The sequence below is a fragment of the Agrobacterium sp. Azo12 genome (assembly GCF_029193765.2).
GTDB lineage: Bacteria > Pseudomonadota > Alphaproteobacteria > Rhizobiales > Rhizobiaceae > Agrobacterium.
Genome location: NZ_JARFYO020000002.1, coordinates 791,445 through 814,671, shown reverse-complemented (window position 1 = coordinate 814,671; position 23,227 = coordinate 791,445). Strand labels below are relative to the sequence as shown.

Annotated in this window: 23 protein-coding genes; 10 read left to right on the top strand and 13 right to left on the bottom strand. The window is 56.8% G+C overall.

The features are described 5' to 3' along the window. Positions 1-2 precede the first annotated feature (2 nt). From PYL13_RS20170 to PYL13_RS20145, 6 genes are all read right to left on the bottom strand, one after another. Entirely contained in the window at positions 3-827 is an 825-nt protein-coding gene (locus PYL13_RS20170) for a creatininase family protein (protein ID WP_259147254.1), read from the bottom strand. Between the two features lie 69 nt (positions 828-896). Continuing rightward, positions 897-1,892 carry an ABC transporter substrate-binding protein gene (locus PYL13_RS20165; protein ID WP_275642117.1) on the bottom strand — a complete coding sequence of 332 codons (996 nt, stop codon included), beginning with the start codon at positions 1,890-1,892 and terminating at the stop codon, positions 897-899. A 31-nt stretch (positions 1,893-1,923) separates the two neighbouring features. Then, on the bottom strand, positions 1,924-3,315 hold the full coding sequence (locus tag PYL13_RS20160; RefSeq protein ID WP_275642116.1) for an FAD-binding oxidoreductase: 1,392 nt from the start codon (positions 3,313-3,315) through the stop codon (positions 1,924-1,926). Between the two features lie 16 nt (positions 3,316-3,331). Beyond that, positions 3,332-3,751, bottom strand: a complete 420-nt coding sequence (hpxZ, locus tag PYL13_RS20155) for an oxalurate catabolism protein HpxZ (protein WP_275642115.1) — start codon at positions 3,749-3,751, stop codon at positions 3,332-3,334. Beyond that, positions 3,748-4,533 carry a cysteine hydrolase family protein gene (locus tag PYL13_RS20150; protein WP_275642114.1) on the bottom strand — a complete coding sequence of 262 codons (786 nt, stop codon included), beginning with the start codon at positions 4,531-4,533 and terminating at the stop codon, positions 3,748-3,750. Before PYL13_RS20150 ends, hpxZ begins: the two co-directional genes overlap by 4 nt. Before the next feature lie 3 nt (positions 4,534-4,536). Next, positions 4,537-4,959, bottom strand: a complete 423-nt coding sequence (locus tag PYL13_RS20145; RefSeq protein WP_275642113.1) for a cupin domain-containing protein — start codon at positions 4,957-4,959, stop codon at positions 4,537-4,539. Between the two features lie 141 nt (positions 4,960-5,100). Between PYL13_RS20145 and PYL13_RS20140 the strand changes: the two genes are divergently transcribed. Then, complete coding sequence (locus PYL13_RS20140) at positions 5,101-6,024, top strand: LysR family transcriptional regulator (protein ID WP_192488973.1); 924 nt, start codon at positions 5,101-5,103, stop codon at positions 6,022-6,024. Between the two features lie 80 nt (positions 6,025-6,104). Here the strand turns inward: PYL13_RS20140 and PYL13_RS20135 are convergent, their stop codons facing one another. From PYL13_RS20135 to PYL13_RS20115, 5 genes are all read right to left on the bottom strand, one after another. Beyond that, positions 6,105-6,935, bottom strand: coding sequence for a carbon-nitrogen hydrolase family protein (locus PYL13_RS20135; protein WP_275642112.1), 831 nt, complete (start codon positions 6,933-6,935; stop codon positions 6,105-6,107). Between the two features lie 16 nt (positions 6,936-6,951). Further along, positions 6,952-7,704 (bottom strand): aldolase/citrate lyase family protein, encoded by a 753-nt coding sequence (locus tag PYL13_RS20130; protein ID WP_275642111.1) that lies wholly within the window; start codon positions 7,702-7,704, stop codon positions 6,952-6,954. A gap of 41 nt (positions 7,705-7,745) precedes the next feature. Continuing rightward, complete coding sequence (locus tag PYL13_RS20125; protein ID WP_275642110.1) at positions 7,746-9,119, bottom strand: aspartate aminotransferase family protein; 1,374 nt, start codon at positions 9,117-9,119, stop codon at positions 7,746-7,748. Further along, positions 9,116-10,624, bottom strand: coding sequence for an NAD-dependent succinate-semialdehyde dehydrogenase (locus PYL13_RS20120; RefSeq protein ID WP_275642549.1), 1,509 nt, complete (start codon positions 10,622-10,624; stop codon positions 9,116-9,118). Before PYL13_RS20120 ends, PYL13_RS20125 begins: the two co-directional genes overlap by 4 nt. Positions 10,625-10,750: 126 nt before the next feature. Continuing rightward, entirely contained in the window at positions 10,751-11,212 is a 462-nt protein-coding gene (locus tag PYL13_RS20115) for an Lrp/AsnC family transcriptional regulator (RefSeq protein ID WP_259147412.1), read from the bottom strand. 139 nt (positions 11,213-11,351) lie between these two features. Here PYL13_RS20115 and PYL13_RS20110 point away from each other — a divergent pair, with 139 nt between their 5' ends. The 9 genes from PYL13_RS20110 to PYL13_RS20070 are packed head-to-tail and all read left to right on the top strand — an operon-like array spanning position 11,352 to position 21,177. Further along, positions 11,352-12,899, top strand: a complete 1,548-nt coding sequence (locus PYL13_RS20110; RefSeq protein WP_275642109.1) for an ABC transporter substrate-binding protein — start codon at positions 11,352-11,354, stop codon at positions 12,897-12,899. 22 nt (positions 12,900-12,921) lie between these two features. Further along, entirely contained in the window at positions 12,922-13,866 is a 945-nt protein-coding gene (locus tag PYL13_RS20105) for an ABC transporter permease (RefSeq protein WP_192488967.1), read from the top strand. Then, positions 13,863-14,678 carry an ABC transporter permease gene (locus PYL13_RS20100; protein WP_060725923.1) on the top strand — a complete coding sequence of 272 codons (816 nt, stop codon included), beginning with the start codon at positions 13,863-13,865 and terminating at the stop codon, positions 14,676-14,678. The genes PYL13_RS20105 and PYL13_RS20100 overlap by 4 nt, the downstream gene beginning before the upstream one ends. Positions 14,679-14,681: 3 nt before the next feature. Next, entirely contained in the window at positions 14,682-16,346 is a 1,665-nt protein-coding gene (locus PYL13_RS20095; protein WP_275642108.1) for an ABC transporter ATP-binding protein, read from the top strand. Continuing rightward, entirely contained in the window at positions 16,343-17,899 is a 1,557-nt protein-coding gene (locus PYL13_RS20090) for a serine hydrolase domain-containing protein (protein WP_275642107.1), read from the top strand. Before PYL13_RS20095 ends, PYL13_RS20090 begins: the two co-directional genes overlap by 4 nt. Next, positions 17,892-18,749, top strand: a complete 858-nt coding sequence (locus PYL13_RS20085; protein ID WP_275642106.1) for a creatininase family protein — start codon at positions 17,892-17,894, stop codon at positions 18,747-18,749. Before PYL13_RS20090 ends, PYL13_RS20085 begins: the two co-directional genes overlap by 8 nt. Further along, complete coding sequence (locus tag PYL13_RS20080) at positions 18,742-19,440, top strand: RraA family protein (protein WP_259147280.1); 699 nt, start codon at positions 18,742-18,744, stop codon at positions 19,438-19,440. The genes PYL13_RS20085 and PYL13_RS20080 overlap by 8 nt, the downstream gene beginning before the upstream one ends. Continuing rightward, a complete protein-coding gene (locus PYL13_RS20075) occupies positions 19,437-20,330 on the top strand; it encodes an N-formylglutamate amidohydrolase (RefSeq protein ID WP_275642105.1) in 894 nt (297 codons plus the stop codon). Before PYL13_RS20080 ends, PYL13_RS20075 begins: the two co-directional genes overlap by 4 nt. Positions 20,331-20,343: 13 nt before the next feature. Then, positions 20,344-21,177 carry an alpha/beta hydrolase gene (locus tag PYL13_RS20070; protein WP_275642104.1) on the top strand — a complete coding sequence of 278 codons (834 nt, stop codon included), beginning with the start codon at positions 20,344-20,346 and terminating at the stop codon, positions 21,175-21,177. 35 nt (positions 21,178-21,212) lie between these two features. On the opposite strand, the gene PYL13_RS20065 is transcribed toward PYL13_RS20070, so the two are convergent. Together PYL13_RS20065 and PYL13_RS20060 are read right to left on the bottom strand one after the other, a co-directional pair. Then, entirely contained in the window at positions 21,213-22,091 is an 879-nt protein-coding gene (locus tag PYL13_RS20065) for a sucrase ferredoxin (RefSeq protein WP_275642103.1), read from the bottom strand. Between the two features lie 6 nt (positions 22,092-22,097). Continuing rightward, positions 22,098-23,042, bottom strand: coding sequence for a GntR family transcriptional regulator (locus PYL13_RS20060; RefSeq protein ID WP_275642102.1), 945 nt, complete (start codon positions 23,040-23,042; stop codon positions 22,098-22,100). Positions 23,043-23,227 lie beyond the last annotated feature (185 nt).

Below are 23,227 nucleotides of genomic sequence, written 5' to 3'. Positions count from 1 at the left end.
GCTCATTTCCCCTTCGTGTACATTGTCTCGGATGTGATGCGATCGAGTGGGTAGTGGGCAATTTCGCCGATCAGCTTGATCAGTCGGTCAGACGCCCGCTCGACGGTGATGCGGCCGCGCTCCGCGTCGGCTGCGGCGGCATTGCCGCAAGCGCCGGATGGGTGAATATCCTGCGACTGCCAGCCGAAACCGACTGCACCGCCTTCGGTCATCAGCATGTCGTATTCTTTTTCGAGCTGCTTGGAGAGCGGTACGAAATCCTCGGCATACTGCATGTCGACGAGTTCCGGGTGCAGGTAACGAAGGACGCTGGTTTCGACTTCGCCGGCATGAATGCCGTGTTTGCGTTCTTCGCCATCGAAAAGGTCGCTCAGGTCGGTGAAGCGCGACCACTGCGATGAAACGGCGAACATGCCGAGATTGACCCGCAATTGGCGGCAGACGATTTCCATGACCTGCGGCTGGCCACCATGCGAATTGACGAACAGCACTTTGCGCACACCAGCGCGGTAGGCGCTTTCGCAGACTTCGTACCAGAGACGGCCGAGCGTTTCGGCAGACAGTGTCAATGTTCCGGGGAAGGCAGAATGTTCGTTGGATTTGCCAACACTCATGGTTGGTAGGATAAGGGCTGGAAAATCGGGTGCCATCTTGGCGACCGCGTGTTCCATGATGCCATTGTTGATGGCGGCGTCCACTCGGACGGGTAGATGCGGTCCGTGTTGTTCGACGGCGCCAACCGGTAGAACGGCCACGATCTTGCTCATGTCCAGCGTTGCAAAGTCACGCGCCGTCAGATCCCACCACCAATGCGATTTCAGTTTCATACTCATATTCCCGGTTATTATGCGAAGTGTTGTGAGAGGGGCGGCAAGCGCCCGCCCTCGACGTCGTTGTTAGTTCATCGGCTTTTCGAGAAACTGTGTCGTAAAGGCACTCGCGTAGTCGAAGTCCGCAGCAAACAGGCCGTTAGCGACCAGCATCTCATAGTGAGACTTCCATCGCTCGGCTGAGATCCAGCCGATACCGTGTTTGGCGGTGTCGTCGTTCTCGACCAGGTTATTGGCCGTCATCATCTCGTGGCTGTAATCCATCAGCTCTTTGGTGATCTGGGGATTGAGCTTGTTGATGGCAGCAAAAGCGACCGACGGGTCTTTCAGGAAATCGACCCAGCCCTTGCGAGAGCCGTCAACCAGGCACTGCACGACCTCAGGCTTCTCATCGATCATCTTCTGCGAGACCACGACGATCACGGTGTAGGGGTTGTAACCCATGTCCGACAGCAGGAAGTAGGATGGCAGCTTGCCGGTCTCAGCCTTGATGCGGAACGGTTCCTGCGTCACGACACCCTGCTGGATGGAGGTTTTGTCCGACATCCAGGTTGCTATCTGGCCAGTGTAAGTGCGCAGCTGATCGTCGGTGTAGCCATATTTGGATTTCAGGAATGGCCAGAAAGTCGTGCGGTTGCTCTGCGAAATCAAGACAGGTTTGTCCTTGATGTCTTCAGGCTTCTTAATGCCGGATTCGTCGTGGTACAGCATCACCGTCAGGAATTTCTGCATCGACGCCATCACGGCCTTGGCCGGGAAGCCGACCGAATTCATGCGCAAAACACCATCATTCTGCGGCAGCAGGGCCACATCGACCGCGCCTGTTGTCAGAAGCTGGGTTGGATCGATACCTGGTGCGCCTTCGCGCAACGTCATGTCGATTCCACAGGCGGCATAATAGCCTTTTTCAAGGGCTTCATAGAAACCTGCAAATTCCGGCTGGGCTTTCCAGCTTAACTGAAAGGTGACTGGTTCGTTGGCGGCTGCGGGAGCGGCGAGGCCTGCAAACACGGCCAGGGCCGCGATGGAGGATTTCAGGTAATTGCCTATCTTCATTTCCATTGTTCCCTCATTGTTGTTTTGGGGTATGCGATCAGGCGGTTTTGGCTTCCAGCCAGCCATCGGTTTTCAAAAATTTATCGATGACGGCATCCTTGGTTTCATCAATCTCGAAACGGCCCGGATTGAGCAGGCCTTCGGGATCCATGCGTTTCTTGAAGGCGATGTCGGCCGGGCCGATTTCCTTTTTCCCGACGCCACGCACGTTTGAGGCATGGGGATTGGCGACGCGAATTCCCTCTTCGCGCATCATCCGCACGACATCGTCGACCTCTTCTTCCTTTTCGAACGTGATGAAGGTTGAGCCGGAGCAAACGAGATCGCCTTCCCAGCGGCGAACCTCCAGCCGCAGGGGGCCGGTGTGACGGATGCGCTCATAAACCCGCAAAACCTGACCCTCGAGGTCGCTTGAGCGGAAAAATCCCTCAACCTCTGTGACCGTCGGCACGGTTTTCTGGACTTGAAGCGTTGTGTGACCAAAGGCAAATTCATGCATTGGCCTGCCATAGGGGCCTTGGGCTTCAGGTGCCTCGGTCAGTATCGTGCCACCAGCCTCGCTGACCATCTCGTGGTAAAGCTCCATCGAGGAGGCATCGATCATTGCCATGACCACGGACTGTCCTTGCGGCACAAAGGGTGCGAAAGGGGTAAGCCACTGACCGATTGGCCACTCGTAAGCCGAGGCCAGTTTTTTGACGAGCCCGGTCTCGTAACCGATTGCCAGTGCGTGACGTATGGCTGTCGGGTAGTCGTTGAAACCGACCAGGATCTCAACCCATTTGCGGGCCGGTGCCAGCGCAAATTCGACTTCGGTAATGATGCCGTTGGTGCCGTAGCCATGCTGCAGAAGACGGGTCTCCTTGCCGCGTAGTTCCACCAGTTGCGGCTCCGCTTCTACGGAACAGGCTTCCAGTGCGATGATGTTGCCCCGGTCACGCAGAACGCCCCAGGTGATAGAACCCACACCGCCCGTGCCGCCTGCGATGAAACCGCCAATCGTTGCCTGTCGTCTGGTGGTCGGGAAGAAACGCAGTTCCTGTCCCGTTTCCTGAACTGCGGCCTCGATATCCTCGATCTTTGTTCCCGCACGTGCCCGCACCGCACCATCGCGAATGGATACGATGCCGCTCAGCCCGGAAAGGTCCAGCATGGCACCGCCACGAAGGGGAACACTCTGACCATAATTTGCAGTTCCCGCACCACGTGGTGTCAGTGATATGCGGTGTTTGTGGGCGGCTTTGGCAACAGTCAGAACCTCATCCTTGGTGCGGGGCGACACCACCAGTTCCGCCTGCAATCCCGCCAGTGTCTTTTGCAAGAGCGGGCTAAGCGAATAGTGATCGCGGCTTTTTGTCCGGATGGTGCGTGGATCTGTTGTTGCGGGAATATCGCCAAGATCTGAAATGAAGGCATGAATATCAGACATTCCGGCCTCCTGCGGCTTAACGGTCGGCGTTGATGAGTGAGACGTGAGCGGCGGCAATTTTCCAGCCGTCGACGGTACGTATCCAGGTCTGGCTCTGGCGCCCTCGGGTGCCGGTTGCAGGCCTGATAAATTCGAGATTACAGGTCGCGACATCGGTTCCGTGGGTCGTGATGACGCGGCGAAGGACGTCCCGTTGAGGCGAGCCGCCAGTACGCCCGACACGGTAGGCGCGGATTTCTTCTATGCCGTAGAGATTTTCGGCAATGCCGTAGCGTAGCGTTTCGCTGGCAGACCAGAAAAGCGCGTCAAGCGTGTCCAGATCATTCGCCATCAATGCCACCTCATAGGCGTCACACAAAACGGTGACTTCGGCGATGACGTCGGGCAGGTTGACGGGCAATACGGCTGCGCTTGACGGAGTGATGTTCGTCGTCATGCCAGCTGCTCCCGAATTTCGTTGGAACCGCAGACAAAACCGAAGCACTGGCGCACATTGTAGAGGGTAGCATCCATGCAGAAGGTCGGTGATGTCGTGGCCGAACAATCTTCCAGCATGATGCAGTCGAAACCCCGGAAGTTTCCGTCCTGTAGTGTGCACAGAACACATTGGTCCGCATTCACGCCAGCAAACAGCAAGGTTGTAACGCCGAGATTGCGTAGGATGCTTTCCAAAACCGTGTCATGAAAACCGGACATGCTGTATTTGTCGACACAGATATCATCCGGCTCGATAGCCAGTTCATCAACGACCTGTGCAGCCCAGCTTCCGACCTGAAGAACCCCCGCGTTGCGTGATGGCAACTTGTCGCCGATGCCGATGCTGACGCCGTCCGAATTGTAGACATGCAGCACGCCGGGCGAGAGGTTGGCGCGGTCCGCCCTGTTGCCCCAGTTCACCCAGATCACGGGGACGTCGGATTTGCGCAGCACTGGTAAAAGCGCTTTTAATGGCTCTATCGGCGCACGTGCAGGGGTAACGTCTACGCCAATATGGGCAAGCCAGCCGTCGGGATGGCAGAAGTCGTTCTGCATATCGATGACGATGACCGCGGTGCGGGCCGCGTCGAATGTGATGGTGCGGTTACGGTCCTGTACCGAGACTGGACGTGCGCTGACCGGTACACGGATCATGTTGACCGTGTCAGCTGAAACCCGCCATTCATTGCGGGCTGATGGGCCGAGGGGATTGAGGTGCGGCTGGGTTGCCATAGTGTCCATTGATCAAAGCCCCTGCAGAACGCGAAGGTCTTCTTCGTCGAGGCTGATGCGCTGGCCGCTGCGGATAAGTTCGGAAAAATCCTGGTTCGGCGTCATCACGGTCAGTGTGTAAAGCTTTGATGTGCCCGTGTTTTTGACAATGTGGACGCTGCCGGGGTTGAGCAACAATGCATCACCTTTTTTGATCGGCATTTCGTCGCCGTCGCTTGCGGCGGTGCCTTCACCTTGCAGCACGTAGAAAAATTCATGCGCATCTGAGTGGCTGTTGGGAGGCGTTGCGCCACCGACATTGAAGATTTCGACGACGAAGATGTTGTCGGTTGGTGCGGATTTCGGGTCGAACAGGATGGCGAAGTAGTTGGTATCCGTCGGCGAGATCTGGAACGCCTCGGCACTTGTCGCATTTTCAAAAGAAAAGGTTTTCATATTCGCTTCCTATGGTATTTGCCTAGTTTGTAGGCGTGGCGTTTTTTCAGGCGCATAGACATTGTTAGCAAGGATAAAATGAATTAAAAGCGCTTAATTGTGTTGTTTGCGTTGCCTTTTGGGCAACATGGATTTGACGTTATGCTGCACGCCAGATTGCTCAGCTATTTCGATGAAGTGGCCCGTTCAGGCTCGATCCGTAAGGCCGCCGAAAAGCTCAATGTCGCGCCGTCCGCAGTTAGCCGGCAGATTCTTGCGTTCGAAGAGGAGCTCGGAACGCCGATTTTTCAGCGCACGACCCGCAAGCTGTTGCTGACGGCGGCGGGTGAAATTCTCATTAGACATATCCGTGCGACGTTGAAGGACATGGAGCGCGTCCAGTCGCAGATCGAGGAGCTGAAAGGCTTAAGACGGGGTGAAATTACGGTCGCGGTTATGAGCGGCCTTGCCGCCAACCTGGTGCCGCGTGCTGTTGCGCATTTCCAGAAGCGTAATCCGCGCGTCAAACTCCAGCTTCGGCTGCTGCCGACTGGTGATGACATCATGGACAGCGTGGAAAATGGTGAGGCACATATCGGTATCGGATTCGACTTTCCATCCAGACCCAACATCCGCGTTCTTGATGTAGCAATCGGCCGTCTGGGCGCTGTCATGGCGCCGGATCATCCGCTGGCGTCGCGGTCCAGCATTCGGATCAGTGATTGCATCGGTTACCGTCTGATCGTTGCGGATATGACCATGGCTATCCGGCCGCATCTCGACAGGCTGTTTAGCAAAATGAAGCTGGAGCCGCAGTTCGCGGTCGAAACCAACTCGATTGAGGTCATGCGGCACACGGCCCTGTCGGACGAGGGTATTACTTTCCTGACGCCATTCGATATCGAATATGAGCTAAGGCAGGGGAGGCTAGTCTATATTCCGATCCATGAACTCGCGCATCACACGCAGCAATTGATGCTGATTGGCAGTGAAAGAACACCAAGTGCGCTTGCCAGCCTGTTTGTCGAGAACCTGCGGCAGGTCATCCAGCAGGTTTCAAGTGTGCCGGACCTAACGTCGATTTAGTGCTTTATTGCAGATATCAAAAATGACGCTCCGCCCGCGAGAGCGGAACGCCGTTTGTTTACGCGTCGCGAAACCAGCCTTTAGGCCTGGGTCGCGCCCGGTCTTGAACGCATCACGCAATGGTTGGCAACTGGCAGGTTTTGCCGGACGGACTTTATGTATGGTAGGTCAATCCGCGCCGTAATGGCGGTTACCAAATCCGGGCTCTGCGCAATCATGTGACCCCAAGGATTGACCACCATCGAGTGGCCGTAACATGCCTTCCTACCACCGGCATGAGTGCCGGTTTGTCCAACAGCCACAAAATATGTCTGCGTTTCAATGGCGCGCGCTCGTGCCAGAATTTCCCAGTGGTCCTTGCCGGTCGAGAGCGTAAATGCGGCAGGCAGGACAATGATTTCGGAGCCAAGGTCACGCAACCGCTGAAACAGCTCGGGAAAACGGATATCGTAGCAAATGCCGCAGCCAACGGTGATATCTCCCACCTTGTAGGTGACGACATCCTCACCGCGACGGATGGAGTCAGACTCGCGGTAGACAATGCCTTCAGGCGTTTCGACATCAAAAAGATGGATCTTGCGGTATCGTGCTATCTGTTTTCCGTCTGGTCCGAACACCAGTGACGTATTGTAGAAATCCTCTCCATCCTTTTCGACGATCGATCCCGCATGCAAGGTTACGCCATGTCGCGCTGCGGTTTCTGAGAGAAAGAACCAAGTCTCGCCACCGGGAAATATTTCAGCACTGGCGTGCATGGCGTTTCTGTCATCATCCAAAAATGCAAAATATTCCGGCAAGACGACGAGTTGAGGTTTTTCATCGCGGATGGCGGTCTCAATAAGCTTCGCCGCGGTTTGCAGGTTCGCCGCCTTGTCGTTTTGCGAATTCATCTGGATCAGTGAGATTTTCATGTCGCTATTTCCTTTGTCAGTGCGCTGGCGAGAGAAGTTGCGCGGTGGTGTTCCAGGCGTCACGAAAACCAAGTGCGATGGCACCATGCTCCATGGTCAACACAAGTGTGTGGGCATTATTTTCTAGGGCGAATTGCTTTTCGGAGACACTCCAGGCTGGTAGCAGCCAGTGTTTGCCAGCGGCCTTAGCTGCATCGGCAATCGCTTTCAGATCGGCAAAATCGGCCTCGCTGCGTTTGTAGGATCCGCGGCCGCGCCGCAGGCAGAGATCGCTCGGACCAATAAAAACGCCGTCCACTGTGTCGAGTGACAGGATGTGTTCGATATCTCTCAATGCGCTGGCGTGTTCGATCATTGGGTAACACCTGGTCTTGCGATCCTGATCGATGAACCATTGGTCATCGGGACTGCCATAGGCCACGGTTCGACCTCCGGCAAAGCTGCGCTCGCCATGCGGCGGGAACTTTGCAAAGGCACATGTTTTCTCTGCATGGGCAGCATCAAGAATGTGGGGAATGACCACGGCATCTGCGCCGAAATCCAGCGCCTGCTGGATGGGACCACGCTCAGGCGCCAATACCTTGGCCAGGACCTCCAGTCCCAAACCCTTGAGAACCGGAATGAACCGTTCAAGTGTGTCGAGGTCAAAATTGCCGTGCTCGATATCGAGCACGACGGCGGTGTAGCCGATGGAGGCAGCAATTTCTGCAGCTGCGATGTTCGGCCCGGAGAGCCAGACGGCTGATTTATGTCCGGAATTTTTTGTCATGCGACGGTATCCCTGATATGGAAATGGATTGGCTGGCGCATTTATCCCAGCACCTGTCTGACGGCGTCGGCGGTGACCGAAACAATCTCTTCTGCCTCTTCACGTGTCAGGCACAGCGGCGGCGCAAAGCCGATGATGTCGCCCTGCGGCATGGCGCGCGCAATGATGCCTCGCTCCAGCATGGCCGCCACGATGGAGGCGCCCACTTTCTTTGATGGATCAAAGAAACGGCGATCATCGCGATCTTCCACCAGTTCCACGGCGGCCATCAGGCCGTCACCACGCACATCACCGACATTGGCGTGGCCGCCAACGGCCTGTGCCAGTGCCTCGTGGAACCATGCGCCGGTAACGCGAGCGTTCTCTAGCAGACCCAATTCGTCGATCAGCTCTAGATTGGCGACACCAGCTGCGGCGCAGACGGGGTGGGCAGAGTATGTCCAGCCATGGCCGATAGGCCCGAGCTGATCGGAACCCTGAACCAGAACATTCCACATTTTTTCGCTGACGATACTGCCGGAAAGCGGTGCATAGGCAGAGGTCAGCCCCTTGGCGATGGTGATCAGGTCCGGTTCCATGCCGTAATGATCTGAGCCGAACATGCTGCCCAAGCGCCCAAAACCGGTGATGACTTCATCGGCAACCAGCAAGATATCATATTTGCGCAAAACGGCCTGAATGGCCTGCCAGTAACCCTGTGGCGGTGGCACGATGCCGCCGGTACCGAGAATTGGCTCTCCCACGAATGCGGCAATCGTATCGGGACCTTCGGCCAGAATAAGCTCTTCCAGCTTGTTTGCGCAGTGTGCCGAAAACTGGGCTTCATCCATGCTGCGGTCTTCGCGGCGGAAGAAATAGGGTGCTTCGGTATGCAGGATCGGCGCGCGAGGCAGGTCGAAAGCCTTCTGGAACGCTTCAAGGCCAGTCAGGCTGCCGGTCATGATGCCAGAACCGTGGTAACCGCGCCAACGCGAAATGATCTTCTTCTTTTCCGGACGACCGAGTACGTTGTTGTAATACCAGATCAACTTGATGTTGGTCTCGTTGGCATCGGACCCGGAAAGGCCGAAATAGACGCGGCTCATATTGCGCGGTGCCCGTTCAATGATCATCCGCGCCAGTGTTACTGACGCTTCGGTGCCATGACCGACATAGGCGTGATAGTAAGCCAGTGACCGCGCCTGTTCGGCAATGGCGTCGGCAATTTTCTGGCGGCCGTAACCGACATTCACGCAGTAGAGACCGCCGAAGGCGTCAAGGCTGCGGCGACCATTGGTGTCGGTAATGTAGACGCCTTCGCCGCTGGCGATGGTGCGAATGGGGCTTTCACCGCGTGCATGGGCGCCCATGGCCGTCGAGGGGTGGAAAAAGTGATTGCGGTCCCAAGCGTTAAGATCGTTGCGATGGTCGTTCATGCGTAGTTCCTTTCCATCCCGCGGTCAGCGGGGGTGTCGATGCACAGATATTTGAGTTCAGTGAATGCCTCGATGCCGTGGCGTGAGCCCTCACGCCCCACCCCGGACTGTTTCCAGCCGCCGAATGGCACCGGGCCGCCGGTGATTTTGATGCGGTTGATGGCAACCATGCCAAATTGCAGTGCGCGTCCCATGCGCCACTGGCGCGCGCCGTTTTCCGTCAGCACATAGGCGACAAGGCCGTAATCGGTATTATTGGCGCGTCTGATGACCTCTTCTTCGCTGTCGAATGCGTTGACTGCGGCCACAGGGCCGAATGTCTCCTGGTGCATGATAAGTGCGTCATCCGGCACGTCGGCAAGCAAAGTAGGGGTGTAAAACAGTGATCCGGCCGGGTGACGTTTTCCGCCGGTCAGGCAGCGTGCACCATGGGCCATTGCATCCTTCACCTGGTTTTCAACGCTGTCTATTGCCCGCTGATGCATCAGCGGACCGATCTCCGTTGCCTGATCCAGTCCGTTGCCTACGCGAAGGGCGGCAATACGTTTGGTGAATTGCGTCAGAAACTGTTCGTAGATCGAGCGATGCACGAAGATGCGGTTTGCCGCGAGGCAATCCTGGCCGGAGGTCGCAAATTTTGCGTCCATGGCGATGTCGACTGCACGCGATACGTCTGCATCTTCAAAAACAATCAGAGGTGCATGGCCACCCAGTTCCATGACCAACCGTTTCATCGAGGGTACACACCGTGCGGCAATCAGTTTTCCGACGGTGGTTGATCCCGTAAAACTCAGTGCGCGGACACGATTGTCATCACACAGTGCTCCTACGATTTCTTTGGAATCGCCGGTCAGTACATTCAAGACACCCGAGGGAATGCCGGCGCGCTCGGCGAGTTCCACCAAGGCCAACGCAGAAAGCGGTGTTTCTCCGGAGGGATGGGCGACGACCGTGCAACCCGCTGCCAGTGCGGCAGCTGCCTTACGTGTCAGCATCGCGGAAGGAAAGTTCCACGGCGTCACCAATGCGGCAACGCCAATCGCTTCCCTGCGGACAATCATCTCCGCGCCAGGAAGATGCGACGTTACGCTCTCCGTGTTGAGGCGTTTGCCCTCTTCTGCATACCATTCCGGGAACGAGGCGGCGTAATCCTGTTCTCCTAGTGCTTCATTGAACGGCTTGCCCTGTTCAAGCACCATGATCCGCGCCAGATCCTCGCGGTGTTCGCGGATAAGCTCTGCCCAGCGACGCAATAGGGTGCCACGCTGTTCCGGCAACAATGCCTGCCAGACGGGAAATGCAGCCGCGGCTGCCGCGACGGTCTCGCGAACGTCGTCCACACCGACGGCAGTGACCCGTGCCACCGGCAGACCGCTTGCCGGGTCATTGACTGCAAAATCGGCAGGTCCAGCGATCCAGCGCCCGCCGGAGTAGGAAAGCTCGCGCAGCAGGCCCGGATCATCCAGGCTGTCGAGTGCGGCATGCCGCCTTTCGTGGCGACTCATCCGGGCCTCGCTCATGTGTTCTGTCCTTGGCTGTTATTGAATACAGCGAGTATTGCAGAACACGGCGACATGATCGGGCCAAAGAGAGCTGCTGCGCAGCCCGTCCGGTCTGATCCTGGATTGAATTTAGTCCATTCGGTCTTTCACAGCCCGGGTCACGATATAGGTAAAGTAGCGCTGAATACCGATTTCCATGGCCAGCATTCGGTCGACGAGGCGTTGATAACTGTCGATATCAGTGGTTTCCACGGTCAGGAAATAATCGACGCCACCGCCCACTGACCAGCAGGACACAATTTCCGCTATGTCACTGACAGCGCTCTCGAAGCGTTTGAAATCCGCATGGCGATGGCTGGCCAGTGTTACTTCCATCAGCACCCGAACGGGCAGTGGTTGTTCCGCCCTCGATATGCGGGCGTGATAGCCGGTGATCACGCCTTGTGCCTCAAGCCGTTTCAATCGCGCCCAGGCAGGGGTGGCCGACAGGCCAACGGCCTCCGCCAGCGCCTGCTTGGTCAGGCGCCCATTGCGCTTCATGGCCTCGATAATGCGCAGGTCTATTGCATCCAGTTTCAGTTTTTCCTCCATAGGGCCGCCGCGAGAGTTGCGGAATGGCGTAATTTGGGTGGTTCGAACATGTTTTCATAATGCACATCGAAACATGCTTGACTATGATTTTTACATATGAAATGTTTTTTGCATCAACATAAAACAAGAGGGCGAACTTATGTCACTGTCGAAACCGGCCTTGCGTGCATTATTTGCATCTGTGGCCCTAGCTATCCCCGCACTTGCTGTAGCCAACACACTGAACGTGCAGATTACCGCTGATATCCGAAGCTCCCAACCGGGTATAAACCGCGATGCTGGCACGGATTCTGTCATGCTCAACGTGGTTGAAGGACTGGTTGCGGCGGGTGATAAGGGCGAAATCCACCCAATGCTGGCCAAGGCATGGACGGTATCCGACGATGGCAAAACCTATACATTTACGCTGCGTGACGGCGTGAAATTTCACAATGGTGAGACGATGACCGCTGCCGATGTGCAGTGGAGCCTTGAAAAACTCATTCGTGATCCGGAATTCAGCTGCAAGACATTCTTTGACGGCAGCCGTGACGCCAAGGTAGAAACAATCGAAGCGAAGGACAACACGGTTGTCGTAACGCTCGATCGTCCCGATGCGATGTTCCTGAACTATATGGCGCAGGCGCAGTGTGGTTCTACAGGTATCGTCCACCGTGCGTCATTCGGAGATGACGGTAAATGGAAGGCGCCAATCGCCACCGGCCCATTTGAATTCGGCGAATGGAAGCGCGGGCAGGGGCTGACACTGAAGAAGTTCGCTGACTACTCCATTTCAGGAGAGCAGCCCGATGGTTACGGCGGACGCAAGGAAGTCCTTGTGGATGAGGTGAAGTATGTTGTGGTGCCAGACACCGCAACGGCGGTGGCCGGTCTCAAAAGTGGCGCTCTTGATGTGCTGCCCTACCTGCCGCCGGGCGAGGCCGCAAAGTTGAAGGACGAAAAGGACTTCAACATTGTTGCGGCTCCTCACGGTGGCCTCGTGACCATGCTGTTCCAGACGGCTGATCCATTGATGTCCAAGGTTGAAATGCGTCAAGCTGTCATTGCCGCGCTGGATACGCCGCAGATCGTTGATTCCGTAACCTACGGGCTGGGTGTCCCCAACAATTCGCTCGTTGCATCCGGCTCGCTTTATCATACGGCGGCACAGGACAAGGGGTACACCTATGACCCAACTGCGGTGAAAGCCTTGCTCGACAAGGCAGGCTACAAGGGCGAGAAGATCAATATTCTCACCAACCGTCGTTCGGCCATCAACTACGATACCGCAATCATCGCGCAGGCCATGTTGCAGTCTGCCGGTATCAATGCGGAAATCGAAGTTCTTGAGTGGGCAAGCCAACTCGACCGCTTCAACAGCGGCAAATACCAGATCATGGCATTCAATTATTCCAACCGCACTGATCCGGCGCTCGCCTATCAGACGGTTGTCGGTTCGAAAGCCAAAAAAGCCAATGCTGTCTGGGATGATGCTGATGTCAGCAAACTCGTCAATCAGGCGCTGCAGGAAACCGATCAGGCAAAACGTCAGGCAATCTTCGATGACCTGCATGCCCGTTTTCTGGAGCAGGCGCCCCTGGTGATGCTGGCCAACGGCCTCGATGTCGGCGTGTCCGGCCCGAAGGTGAAGGGGTATCGCACCTGGCAGGGCTTCGCCCGCTTCTGGGGTGTCGAGAAAACCCAGTGAGAATGACTGGCGGATACTGACCATGCTGAAATTTGCCCTGAGCCGATTATTGTCGGCTGTCCCCACCCTGTTCATCGTTTCGGTGGCGGTGTTTGGCCTCATCCGCCTGATACCCGGCGACCCGGCCAGCCTGATGCTCGGCGATCTCGCCGATGCAGATGCGCTGGCCGCCGCCCGCAAGACGATGGGACTGGATAAACCCGTGCCGCTGCAATTTGTCATCTGGCTCGGCAATGTCGTGCAAGGTGACCTCGGCCACTCTGTGCTGAATGGCCAACCGGTGCTTGATCTTGTGTTGCAGCGTTTTTCGACCAGTGCGTGGATGGTGCTGATTGCAGTTGGTCTTTCCGTACTCATTGCCGTGCCACTCGGCATGGCAGCGGCATGGAAACAGAATGGCGGACTTGATCTTGCTATTGTTGCCATGTCCACTTTGCTGCTTTCAGTCCCGACCTTCTGGTTGGGATTGATGATCCTGCTCGGCTTCGGCCTCAAACTCGGCTGGTTACCGGTGCTGGGTTATGTCTCGGTTACTGACGACCCGATTGCCGGATTGATCTACCTGATCATGCCAGTGGCAACGCTGGTGCTCCATGAAGTAGGCATTATCGTTCGTATGGCCCGTGCCTCGACGCTTGATGTCTTGCGGCTGGATTACATTACCCATGCCCGCGCCAAGGGTTTGGGTGAGGCGGCTGTGCTTCTGCGCCACGCGGCACGCAATGCTTTTGGCCCGACCTGGACGCTGATCGGTCTTATTCTCGGCAACCTTCTTGGCGGTGTTGCGGTGGTGGAAACCGTGTTCACCATTCCGGGCCTCGGCCGACTGATCGTCGATTCCATTTACGCCCGTGATTACGCTGTGGTGCAGGGATGCCTGCTGTTTGTGGCTGTCACCTACCTGCTCGTCAATTTGCTGGTTGACCTGCTCTATCCCCTGTTCGATCCGAGAGTGACTGCAGAATGAAACGCCATCAACGAAACCGTATCCTTGGCGGCGCTCTTCTCGCCTGTTTTTTCGGGGCGGCGCTTGCCGGACGCATCTGGACACCTTTCGATCCGATGCGCATCGATCTGCGCTCCAAGTTGCAGGCGCCGGATGCTACCCACTGGCTTGGGACCGATGAATTCGGTCGTGACGTGCTGTCCCGACTGATGACGGCGGCAGGTACCAGTGTGTCGATCAGCCTTGTGACAGTATGCATTGCAGTTCTGGCCGGCGTGTCGTTTGGTGTTCTGGCGGGTTATGCCCGTGGCTGGACGGACCGCGTCATCATGGCATTCAACGATGCGCTGCTGGCGTTTCCCAGCATGTTGCTGGCGCTGGCGCTGCTGTCGATTACCGGCGCCAATATGTACGGCATCATCCTGGCGCTCGGCATTGCCTATACGCCGTCCATGGTTCGCGTTGTGCGTGGCTCGGTGCTGTCGCTGCGTGAGCGGGAATTTATCGAAGCGTCCCGCATCATGGGCAATTCGGCCGCCTATACCATGTTCCGCCACATCGTGCCGAACTGCCTTGGTCCGGTGATCGTGCTGGCAACCTCCATGTTCGGATCGGTCCTGCTGACTGAGAGTGCACTCAGCTTCCTTGGTCTTGGTGTGCCGCCGCCAGCGCCGACCTGGGGCAACATGCTGGCCAGTGGCCGTCCCCATATCGCAGAAGCTGTATGGCTCGGCATCTTCCCTGGTCTCTGCATTTCGCTGTCGCTGCTTGGCATAAATCTGTTCGGTGATGCGATCCGCGACCGTTTCGACCCCCGCATGCGAGGATTGTAAGCAATGAAACAGCCTCTTATTCAGGTCGAAAATCTTAGCCTTTCCGTGAATGGAATCGATGATCACCGCATCGTCCGCGATGTTTCGTTCAGCGTTGGTGCGGGTGAAATCGTCGGTATTGTCGGCGAAAGCGGTTCGGGAAAAACCATGGTGGCACGCAGCCTCATGGGTCTCCAACCACCAGCTATCGCCATTTCCGGTGGAGATATCCGTTTCGAAGGTCGCTCGGTACCATCAATGAAAGGTAAGGACATCCGCGCATTGCGCGGCTCCCGGCTGGGCATGGTGTTTCAGGAGCCGATGACCTCACTCAATCCGTCGATGACTATCGGCAAGCAACTGGAAGAGCCACTGAAACTGCATACGCGGCTGGATGCTGCGGCGCGGCGCGCCAAAATTCTCGAGATTTTGCGGCGGGTTGGCATTCATGATCCAGAAGGTGCCTTGTTGGCCTTTCCGCACCATTTTTCCGGCGGCATGCGCCAACGCATGATGCTGGCATCTGCCATGCTGCTGCGACCATCCCTGCTGATAGCCGACGAGCCGACTACGGCGCTTGATGCGCTGGTGCAGCGCGAAGTGCTGGAACTGATGTTGGAGATGGTGCGCAGTGAAAACACGGCACTGTTGATGATCAGCCATGACTTGCCCATGGTGGCGCGTTATTGCGACCGTGTGATTGTGATGCGACAAGGCGAGATTGTCGAGCAGGGTCCGGTAACCGACATCATCTCTAACCCGCGCCACGATTACACACGCGAGTTGCTGCAATGCATGCCGATGCGTGGACCGCTGAGAGACATCGATCCGCAATCGAAACCGGTCATGGAAGTGCGGGGCATCGAGGTGACATACAGCGCCCGGGCAGGGTTTTTGGCACCGCAGACGACCAAGAAAGCTTTGCATGGCGTCGACCTTGTCGTGCGGCCGGGTGAAATCGTGGCGCTGGTCGGCGCCTCCGGTTCCGGCAAGACCACGCTTGGTCGTTGTATTGCCGGGCTGGTTCCTGCATCCGCCGGCCGTATTTTCTTTGACGGTGAAGAGGTAAAGCCGGATTCACCGGCATGGCGTAACTACCGTCTCAATTGCCAGATGATCTTTCAGGACCCGTTCGGTTCACTCGATCCGCGCATGAAAATACGCGATATCGTGGCGGAAGCCTTGCGTCACGACACTACGTCGATGGGGGAAGAAAAGCAGCAACGAACCCGCGCCATTCTGGAAGAGGTGGGGCTGGACGGGCGTTATCTTGACCGGTTCCCGCACGAGCTTTCCGGCGGCCAGCGTCAGCGCGTGGCAATTGCGCGTGCCATTGTTGGGCGACCGCAGTTCGTGATCGCTGATGAGGCGGTGTCGGCGCTTGACGTTACTGTGCGTGCCAGAGTGCTGGAACTGCTGGCTGATCTGCAAAAACGATATGGTTTTTCGTGCCTGTTTATCAGCCATGACCTGGGTGTAGTCGAACAGCTCGCAGACCGGGTAGTGGTGATGCGTGATGGCGCCATCGTCGAGCAAGGCAACCGCGACGACATTTTCGATGCTCCGCAGTCGGAATATACGCGGGCCTTGCTGTCCGCCATTCCAACCCTAACCCGCACCGAAACCGGCGTTTCGCTGAATTGGCGTTTCGCAGAAACGGAAAAACAGCAGGCGGACGCATTGCAATGAAAATGACAGCAATAACCGCGGATCTGCCACGGGCAACACCTGCTTCGCGTGGCACGGATCCAGCGATAATCCTTACCATGCTGGATGAGATCAAACGTCACGATCTCGAATTGCATAGCCTTCTCGTCTGGCAGGATGGTGCACTGATCATCAGCGCTTACTGGGCACCTTACTCACTTGTCCGCCCGCATATGATGCATTCCGTGACCAAAAGTTTTACCTCCATGGCTGTTGGTCTGGCGGTCTCGGATGGTCTGCTGTCGGTCGATGATGCGGTTCTGCAATTTTTCCCTGACTATGCTGGACCGGTCGACGATAACCTCCGGGCCATGAAGGTGCGGCATCTGCTGACGATGACCAGCGGTCACGGACGTGGCATTTCCGGTGGCTCTTGGCGGCGAGTGCTTTCAAGCTGGGTGGACGATTTCCTGCGCCAGCCGAGCCCCCACAATCCTGGAGACGTGTTCGTCTACGACAGTGCCGCAAGCTACATGCTGTCCGCCATCGTGCAACAGGTCACAGGACGCATGATCGCGGATTACCTCTCAGAGCGGATATTCCTGCCGATGGGCATGTCCGCCAACATGACGTGGGACACCGGCACTGACGGCGTCAACACCGGCGGCAATGGTCTCAGCTGCACCAGTGAGGACATGCTGAAACTCGGTATATTGCATTTGCAGGGTGGCGAATGGCAGGGCCGACAGCTTCTGCCGCGCCCATGGGTTCAAGCGGCAACCGGCATGCAGATTCGCGACGTGGTGCTCGGTGTGTTTACCGGTGACCATTATCTCGGCCCGGACGAAGTTGGTGACGGTCAAAAGGTTAGCCGGCGTGAAGGCTACGGTTATCAATGGTGGCGTGGGCCACATAACAGCTTTTCCGCCAATGGCCTGTTTGGCCAATATTGTATCGTGCTGCCGGATGAAAATGCCGTCGTGGCGTTTACCGGCGGGTTGGAAGACAGTGATCGCCGTGTCCATCAGCTTATCTATGACGTGCTGCGTCCAGCACTCGGGAAAGGCGGCGGCACCCCTGAGAGTGCCGAGAAACTGGAAGCGCGTTTGGCTGGATTACGGCTTGAAAATTTTGCTGACAACCCGTTTTCGTCAGACAAAGTGCCATGCGGCATATGGATGGTCGAGCCCAACGATCAAGGCATCAAAAGCATCGCTCTTGCGCCCGACAATAACGAACTGAGTGTCATTCTTCGCGACGCCGAAGGTGAACATCTCGTGCGGGCAGGATGCGGTTTTTACGTTGAAACCGTCACCACAATACCCGGCGCAAGGCTGCACCATTCCTACCAGCCTGCTGGCGGATTGAGGGTCTTGGCCTCTGCCCGTCTTCTTGAAAATGACCGTGCCAGCGCGGTGCTGGAAATGGACTGGATATTCGTTGAAACGGCGTTCCGCGATACTGTCCGCTTACGCTTTGCAGACAATTCGATGACACTTTCGCGGCGGGTGAATGTCAACTCATCCGAGCTCGAATTGCCTGACATCAAGGGGCGATTGCTGGAGCAGCATGCAAGGGAGAAACAGCATGGTTGACGATCAACAGGTTGCGATTTCCCGCATGACACACGAGACATTTGCGCAGCGTATGAAGCGTCCCGCAGTCATTCTCATTCCGCTTGCGTCGCAAGAAGAGCAGGGCCCGCATGCGCCGATGGGTGATTTCATGCTGACTGAAAGGCTGGCGGAAATGAGCGCCCGGGCGGGCGACGGACTGACAGCACCTGTACTACCATTTGGCCATGCTGAATTTTTCCGGGCCATTGCCGGTGGAATTCAGTTACGTGCCGCGACGTTCACTGCAGTGCTCGAGGATATCCTGACCTCCTTCCTTGATCACGGCCATGAACAGCTGCTGATTTTCAACGGCCACACAACCAATGCGCCGCTGATCGATCAAGTTTGCCGCAAGTTGCGCCGTGAAAAAGGCGTGCTGATACCGGCACTGAACATCTGGCAGAGCCTGCCAGATAGCCTGTGGAAGACACTTTACGGCGATGATGTTGCGCGTGTGCGTGGCCACGGCGGTGAGCCGATGACCTCGGTTTATATGCATCTTTTTCCCGAACTGGTTCGAACCGAAGCGATGCGCGATCCTGCCCCGCGCGGCAGTGTGTTTGGTTTGCCTGTCGGCGGTGTCTCGGCCACTCGTTTTGAAGGAATTCCGGTCCAGATACCGCTGGATTGCACTGAGGTTGATCCGGCCGGCATGCTCGGTGGTCGGGCCTCATTGGCACGTGCTGAAAAAGGCCAGGTGATCTGTGACCATATTGTCGGCCATACCGCACGGCTGATGCGTCATCTGGCCGGTTTCGATCCACGAAATGCTGTACAGCCGTTTGAGGCATCTGCCGCAGGCCTGTCGCAAGGAGAACGCCATGACTGAATTACGCATCGGTGCAATGCCGCTTACGCCTGCGCAGGAGATTGTCGACGCGTTGCAGCAAATTGAAACGGCCAGTGTCGGGCATCTGCGTCATACCGGTTTCATGAGCGGTTCCATTCAGGCGATCCTGCCGCAACAACAGGCCCGTGCCGGTGTCGCCGTCACGCTCGCCATTCCGGCCATGTGCTCGACCCTTTTGCATTATGCGCTGAGCCAGGTGCGCCCCGGCGATATGCTGGTAATTGATAGGCTGGGCGACAGTCGCCATGCCTGCCTGGGCGGTGCGGTGGCACGGGCTGCGCGTATGGCGGGCGTTGCGGGTGTGATCATTGACGGCCCGTGCACCGATGTGGCGGAAATCATCGCCGAAGGACTCCCTGTATGGTGCCGCGGTGTTTCGTCTGTGACAACACGTCAGCTTGATCTCGGCGGCACGTTCAATCGTCCGATCGCTTGTGGTGGTGTGCCGGTTTTGCCGGGCGATATCGTATTGGCGGATGCTTCCGGCGTGGTGGTGTTGCCAGCAGATGAGGCAGCAGACATAGCTGAGATCTGCATTGCCCGTGAAACACGTGTCGCCCGTACCATGCAGCGGCTGCTTGATGGCGAAAAGCTCGGTGACATCACCCGCGCGGTAGACAAGGTGAATGCGCGCCTCAACCCGGGCGCAATGGAAGGAACACAGAAATGACCCCGCTCTATGGCCAGTTGAAAGATGTGACGCTGGATGGCGTGCTTTCGGTGATTGCACCCCGCACGCCTTTGGTCCCTATGGTGTTTGACAGCCCCCATAGCGGTTTGGACATGCCCAAGGGGTTCAACCCTGCTGTTTCCGCAGAGCGTGTGAGAGTGGCCGCAGACACCCATGTCGATGATCTGTTTTTGTCGGCATGTGATGTCGGTGCACCGTTGCTGAGTGCGCATTTTCCCCGCAGTTTTCTCGATGTGAACCGGTCCTTGCTCGACATGGACACCCAGTTAGTGGACGGCGATTGGCCTCATCCCGTGCGTGAAAGCGCAACCGTAAAACGCGGCATGGGCTTGATGTGGCGTTACGCCTGGGGCGATGAGCCAATGTATGCGGCACCCATGAGTGTGGCGGAAGCTGAGGCGCGGATCGCCACCTACTGGCAGCCCTATCATGAGCATCTGGCTGGCCTGCTGAATGCGGTCTACAGCCGGTTTGGCCGCGTTTATCACATCAACTGCCATTCCATGACCGCCGTTGGTCATGCGATTTCGTCTGATCCTGCGGGTACGGTGCGGGCAGATATCTGCCTTGGCGATCTGCATGGCGGGTCAGCCTCCAGTGAATTTATTGCGCTGATCACCGAAACTCTTGAAGCGGAGGGGTTGGTCGTTGCGCTCAATAAACCTTTTCGTGGCGCGGAACTGGTCGCGGCCTATTCAAACCCCGCACTTGAACGTCACAGTGTGCAGTTCGAGATCAACCGCAAGCTCTACATGGATGAGACAACGCGCGAGCGTAACGACGGTTACGAGGCATTAAAAGACATTCTTGCCCGTATGAACCGCGTGCTGGCCGATTACGCCAGCCAGCAACCACCGAAAAAACTGTAAGGGAAATTGTCTCATGTCTGTCCCGCAACCAGCTGCGCCACTTAATTTCTATCGCCGTGGCCGCACACCGATCTTTGCGTCACGTATGGATCAGCGCTTTTCGTGGTGCTGCTATATTCCAGAAGGTTATGACCCAACCGGTGAAACCGTGCATCCGCTTGCCGTTCTCGTCCATGGCAGCCTGCGGGATGCTGATATCCTGCGGGATGAATTCATCGATTTTGCCGAACAACACCAATGCGTTTTGCTGGCGCCGCTTTTCCCGGCTGGCATCGATGATCCTGATGATCTGCACAATTACAAACACATGATCTATCACGGCATTCGTTATGATCTTGTTCTACTGGATATGATCGATGAACTGGCGACACGTTACCGTGTCGAAAAAGACAAGGTGCTGATGCACGGATTTTCCGGCGGCGCGCAATTTGCCCATCGTTTTCTCTACCTTCACCCGCGCAGGCTCCGCGCCGTCTCGGTGGGTGCGCCGGGTACCGTCACGCTTCCCGATGATCGTGCCAAGTGGTGGGTCGGTTTAGATGGCATGGAAGAGATATTTGGCCAGCCCATTGATATCGACGCGATGCGTCAGGTGGCCGTGCAGCTAGTGATCGGTGACGCGGATATCGAAACCTGGGATGTCACCGTCGGGCCGAAATCACCATTCTGGATGGAGGGCATCAATGATAGCGGCGAAACGCGCGTTGAGCGTTTGCGCACCTTGGAAAAGGGCCTGAAGGCGGTTGGTGTCGAACCGCGTTTCGATACGGTTGCCGGCATCAGTCATGATGGCACCGGCATTCAGCCGCCCGTCAAGGCATTCTTCTCGGCCGTTCTTAAAGGCTGAGAAAATATCGGTTTGGCCGGAGACTACGACGTTGGTCAGTCTTCGGCCAGAACAGATGTGGCGACCCACCGCGCCACGTTTTTTGTGCCATCAGGTTCACCAATCGTGACACAGCGTGTGTTGACCGCGAATTCAGGTCTCTCAACGGTTACAGTGGCGTGTTGCGTGCCAATCGTCGCGTGGAAATGAAGTTGGTCGTGGTTGGAGATGTCGCTCTCCGTCTTATGAAGTGTCGCTGCTCCTGTTATACCGCGCTGTCCTGCCCATTCCAGCAGCGCGATTTCTGCCGTCTGCGCAGGCGCATCGTAGGAGGGGTTGCCGCGATAGGCGGGCAGGTAGGGAATGCCCTGTTCAACGCAGTCGAGAAAATCTCCAACCTGCAATGGTTCCAGTCGGCTGTAGCGAGCCCTTTGTGGTAAAACGACAAGCGAGGCGGCAAATCGGCATCCACCGAGATGGGTGGATTGCAGAATACGAAAACGATTTGGATCGGCTGCCTGCCGCAGAGCCTTCCATGTCGCAAAGCCGTAACGGGCGCAGCAAGGGTCCTGTTTGCCATCGGTGCAGCATACGATGGTTGAGCGTGGGTCACGTATCCCGTCAAGCACGCCTCCACCGGCAATATGCAGCAGCAGCTGTTCGGCTTCCTCAGGCGTTACATGGTCCCTGACAGTATCTTGATGCGTGAAGCCGATGTCGTCGCCATCCACCAGCGCGACATGAATGCCTGCGGCGTTTGCGGCCAAAATCGCTTGCCCAAGCCCCTCGGACATGCCGTGCGATTTGATGCGTGGCACACGCCAATCACCGCGCGGCCAGTGAAGCAGCACATAGCTTTTTGATGATGGGCCAAGCCCCGATGCCGGTTCGCCGCGCTCGCCACACAGATCACGGCAAAAGATGCGTGATGCCATCTGGGATCAATCGCCCAGCCGGGCAGGGTGGGCCTCTGCACTTGCGGAGGAACGGCTGAGGTGCCGGAAAAGGATGGCCGAAGCCAGCTTTCGGTCATCGCTTTTGATGGCTTCGAGGATTGCCAGGTGATCACGCGCCGCCTTGCGCACACCAGCCTCGCTCAATTCGGCAAACTCGGCATATTCCGTCATGCGCCGCAGGCTATTCTGGCGGCGGATTGCCTGCTCAAGAAAGCGGTTGTTTGCCCAAGAAACCACAGTTTCGTGGAAACGGGCATTTGCCTCAAACCATGCGGATCCTTCGATGGATGCCAAGGGGGCGTTGAGCAGTGCCGTCTGTTCACTTTCAAGCGCCAACAGCATGTCCATGTCGACCCGGAATGTATCCTCCATGACGGCGCCGCACTCAATGATAGCGCGGAAAGCATAACTTTCATTGACCGCTTGCCGGTTGTCGAGGCATTCGGCAAAACGCCAGCCGTGCCCGTCTCGTCGCTCGGCCAGTCCTTCGGCAGACAGGCGCATCAGCGTGCGACGCACGACACCACGTGACGTGCCGAAATGTTCCAGCAGTTCCGTCTCGGAGGCTTCGCTGCCGATCAAGCCGTTTGCTCTCGCATGCATGATTTGTCGGTAAAGTGTATCCACCCCTGATGGCGGCACCAATTCGTCCAGCCTGTCGTTTTCGGCTGGCGCACGCACTAATGCAAAACCTCTGTTGTCGATCTGTGCCAACATGCCCTTTTCAGTCAGAAACTGCAGGACTTGCCGGACCGGGGTGCGGGAAATGCCAAACTCACGCGCAAGCACCGCATCGGAAATCTTTTCACCTGCCGCCCAGCGTCCACCACGGATAATAGGCATCAGTTTGCGGGCCACCTCGATTTGCAGGGAGCTTAACTCACCTGTCTCAAGGGTGAACTGTTCCGGCGTATACCCAACTGCACTCACGAACGACGAATCCCTTAAAGTAAAAATGATTTATAAACACACATAATACAAAAATCCTCAGGCTTTAAAAGATGATTTATGCCTGAGGATTTTTTTAGATTTCTCGTGTGAGTTGTCGGCCTGATGGAGCCGGTGTGCTGCACATTCTTTTCTGCCGGTGACGGTCTGTAACGATGGACGTTGTA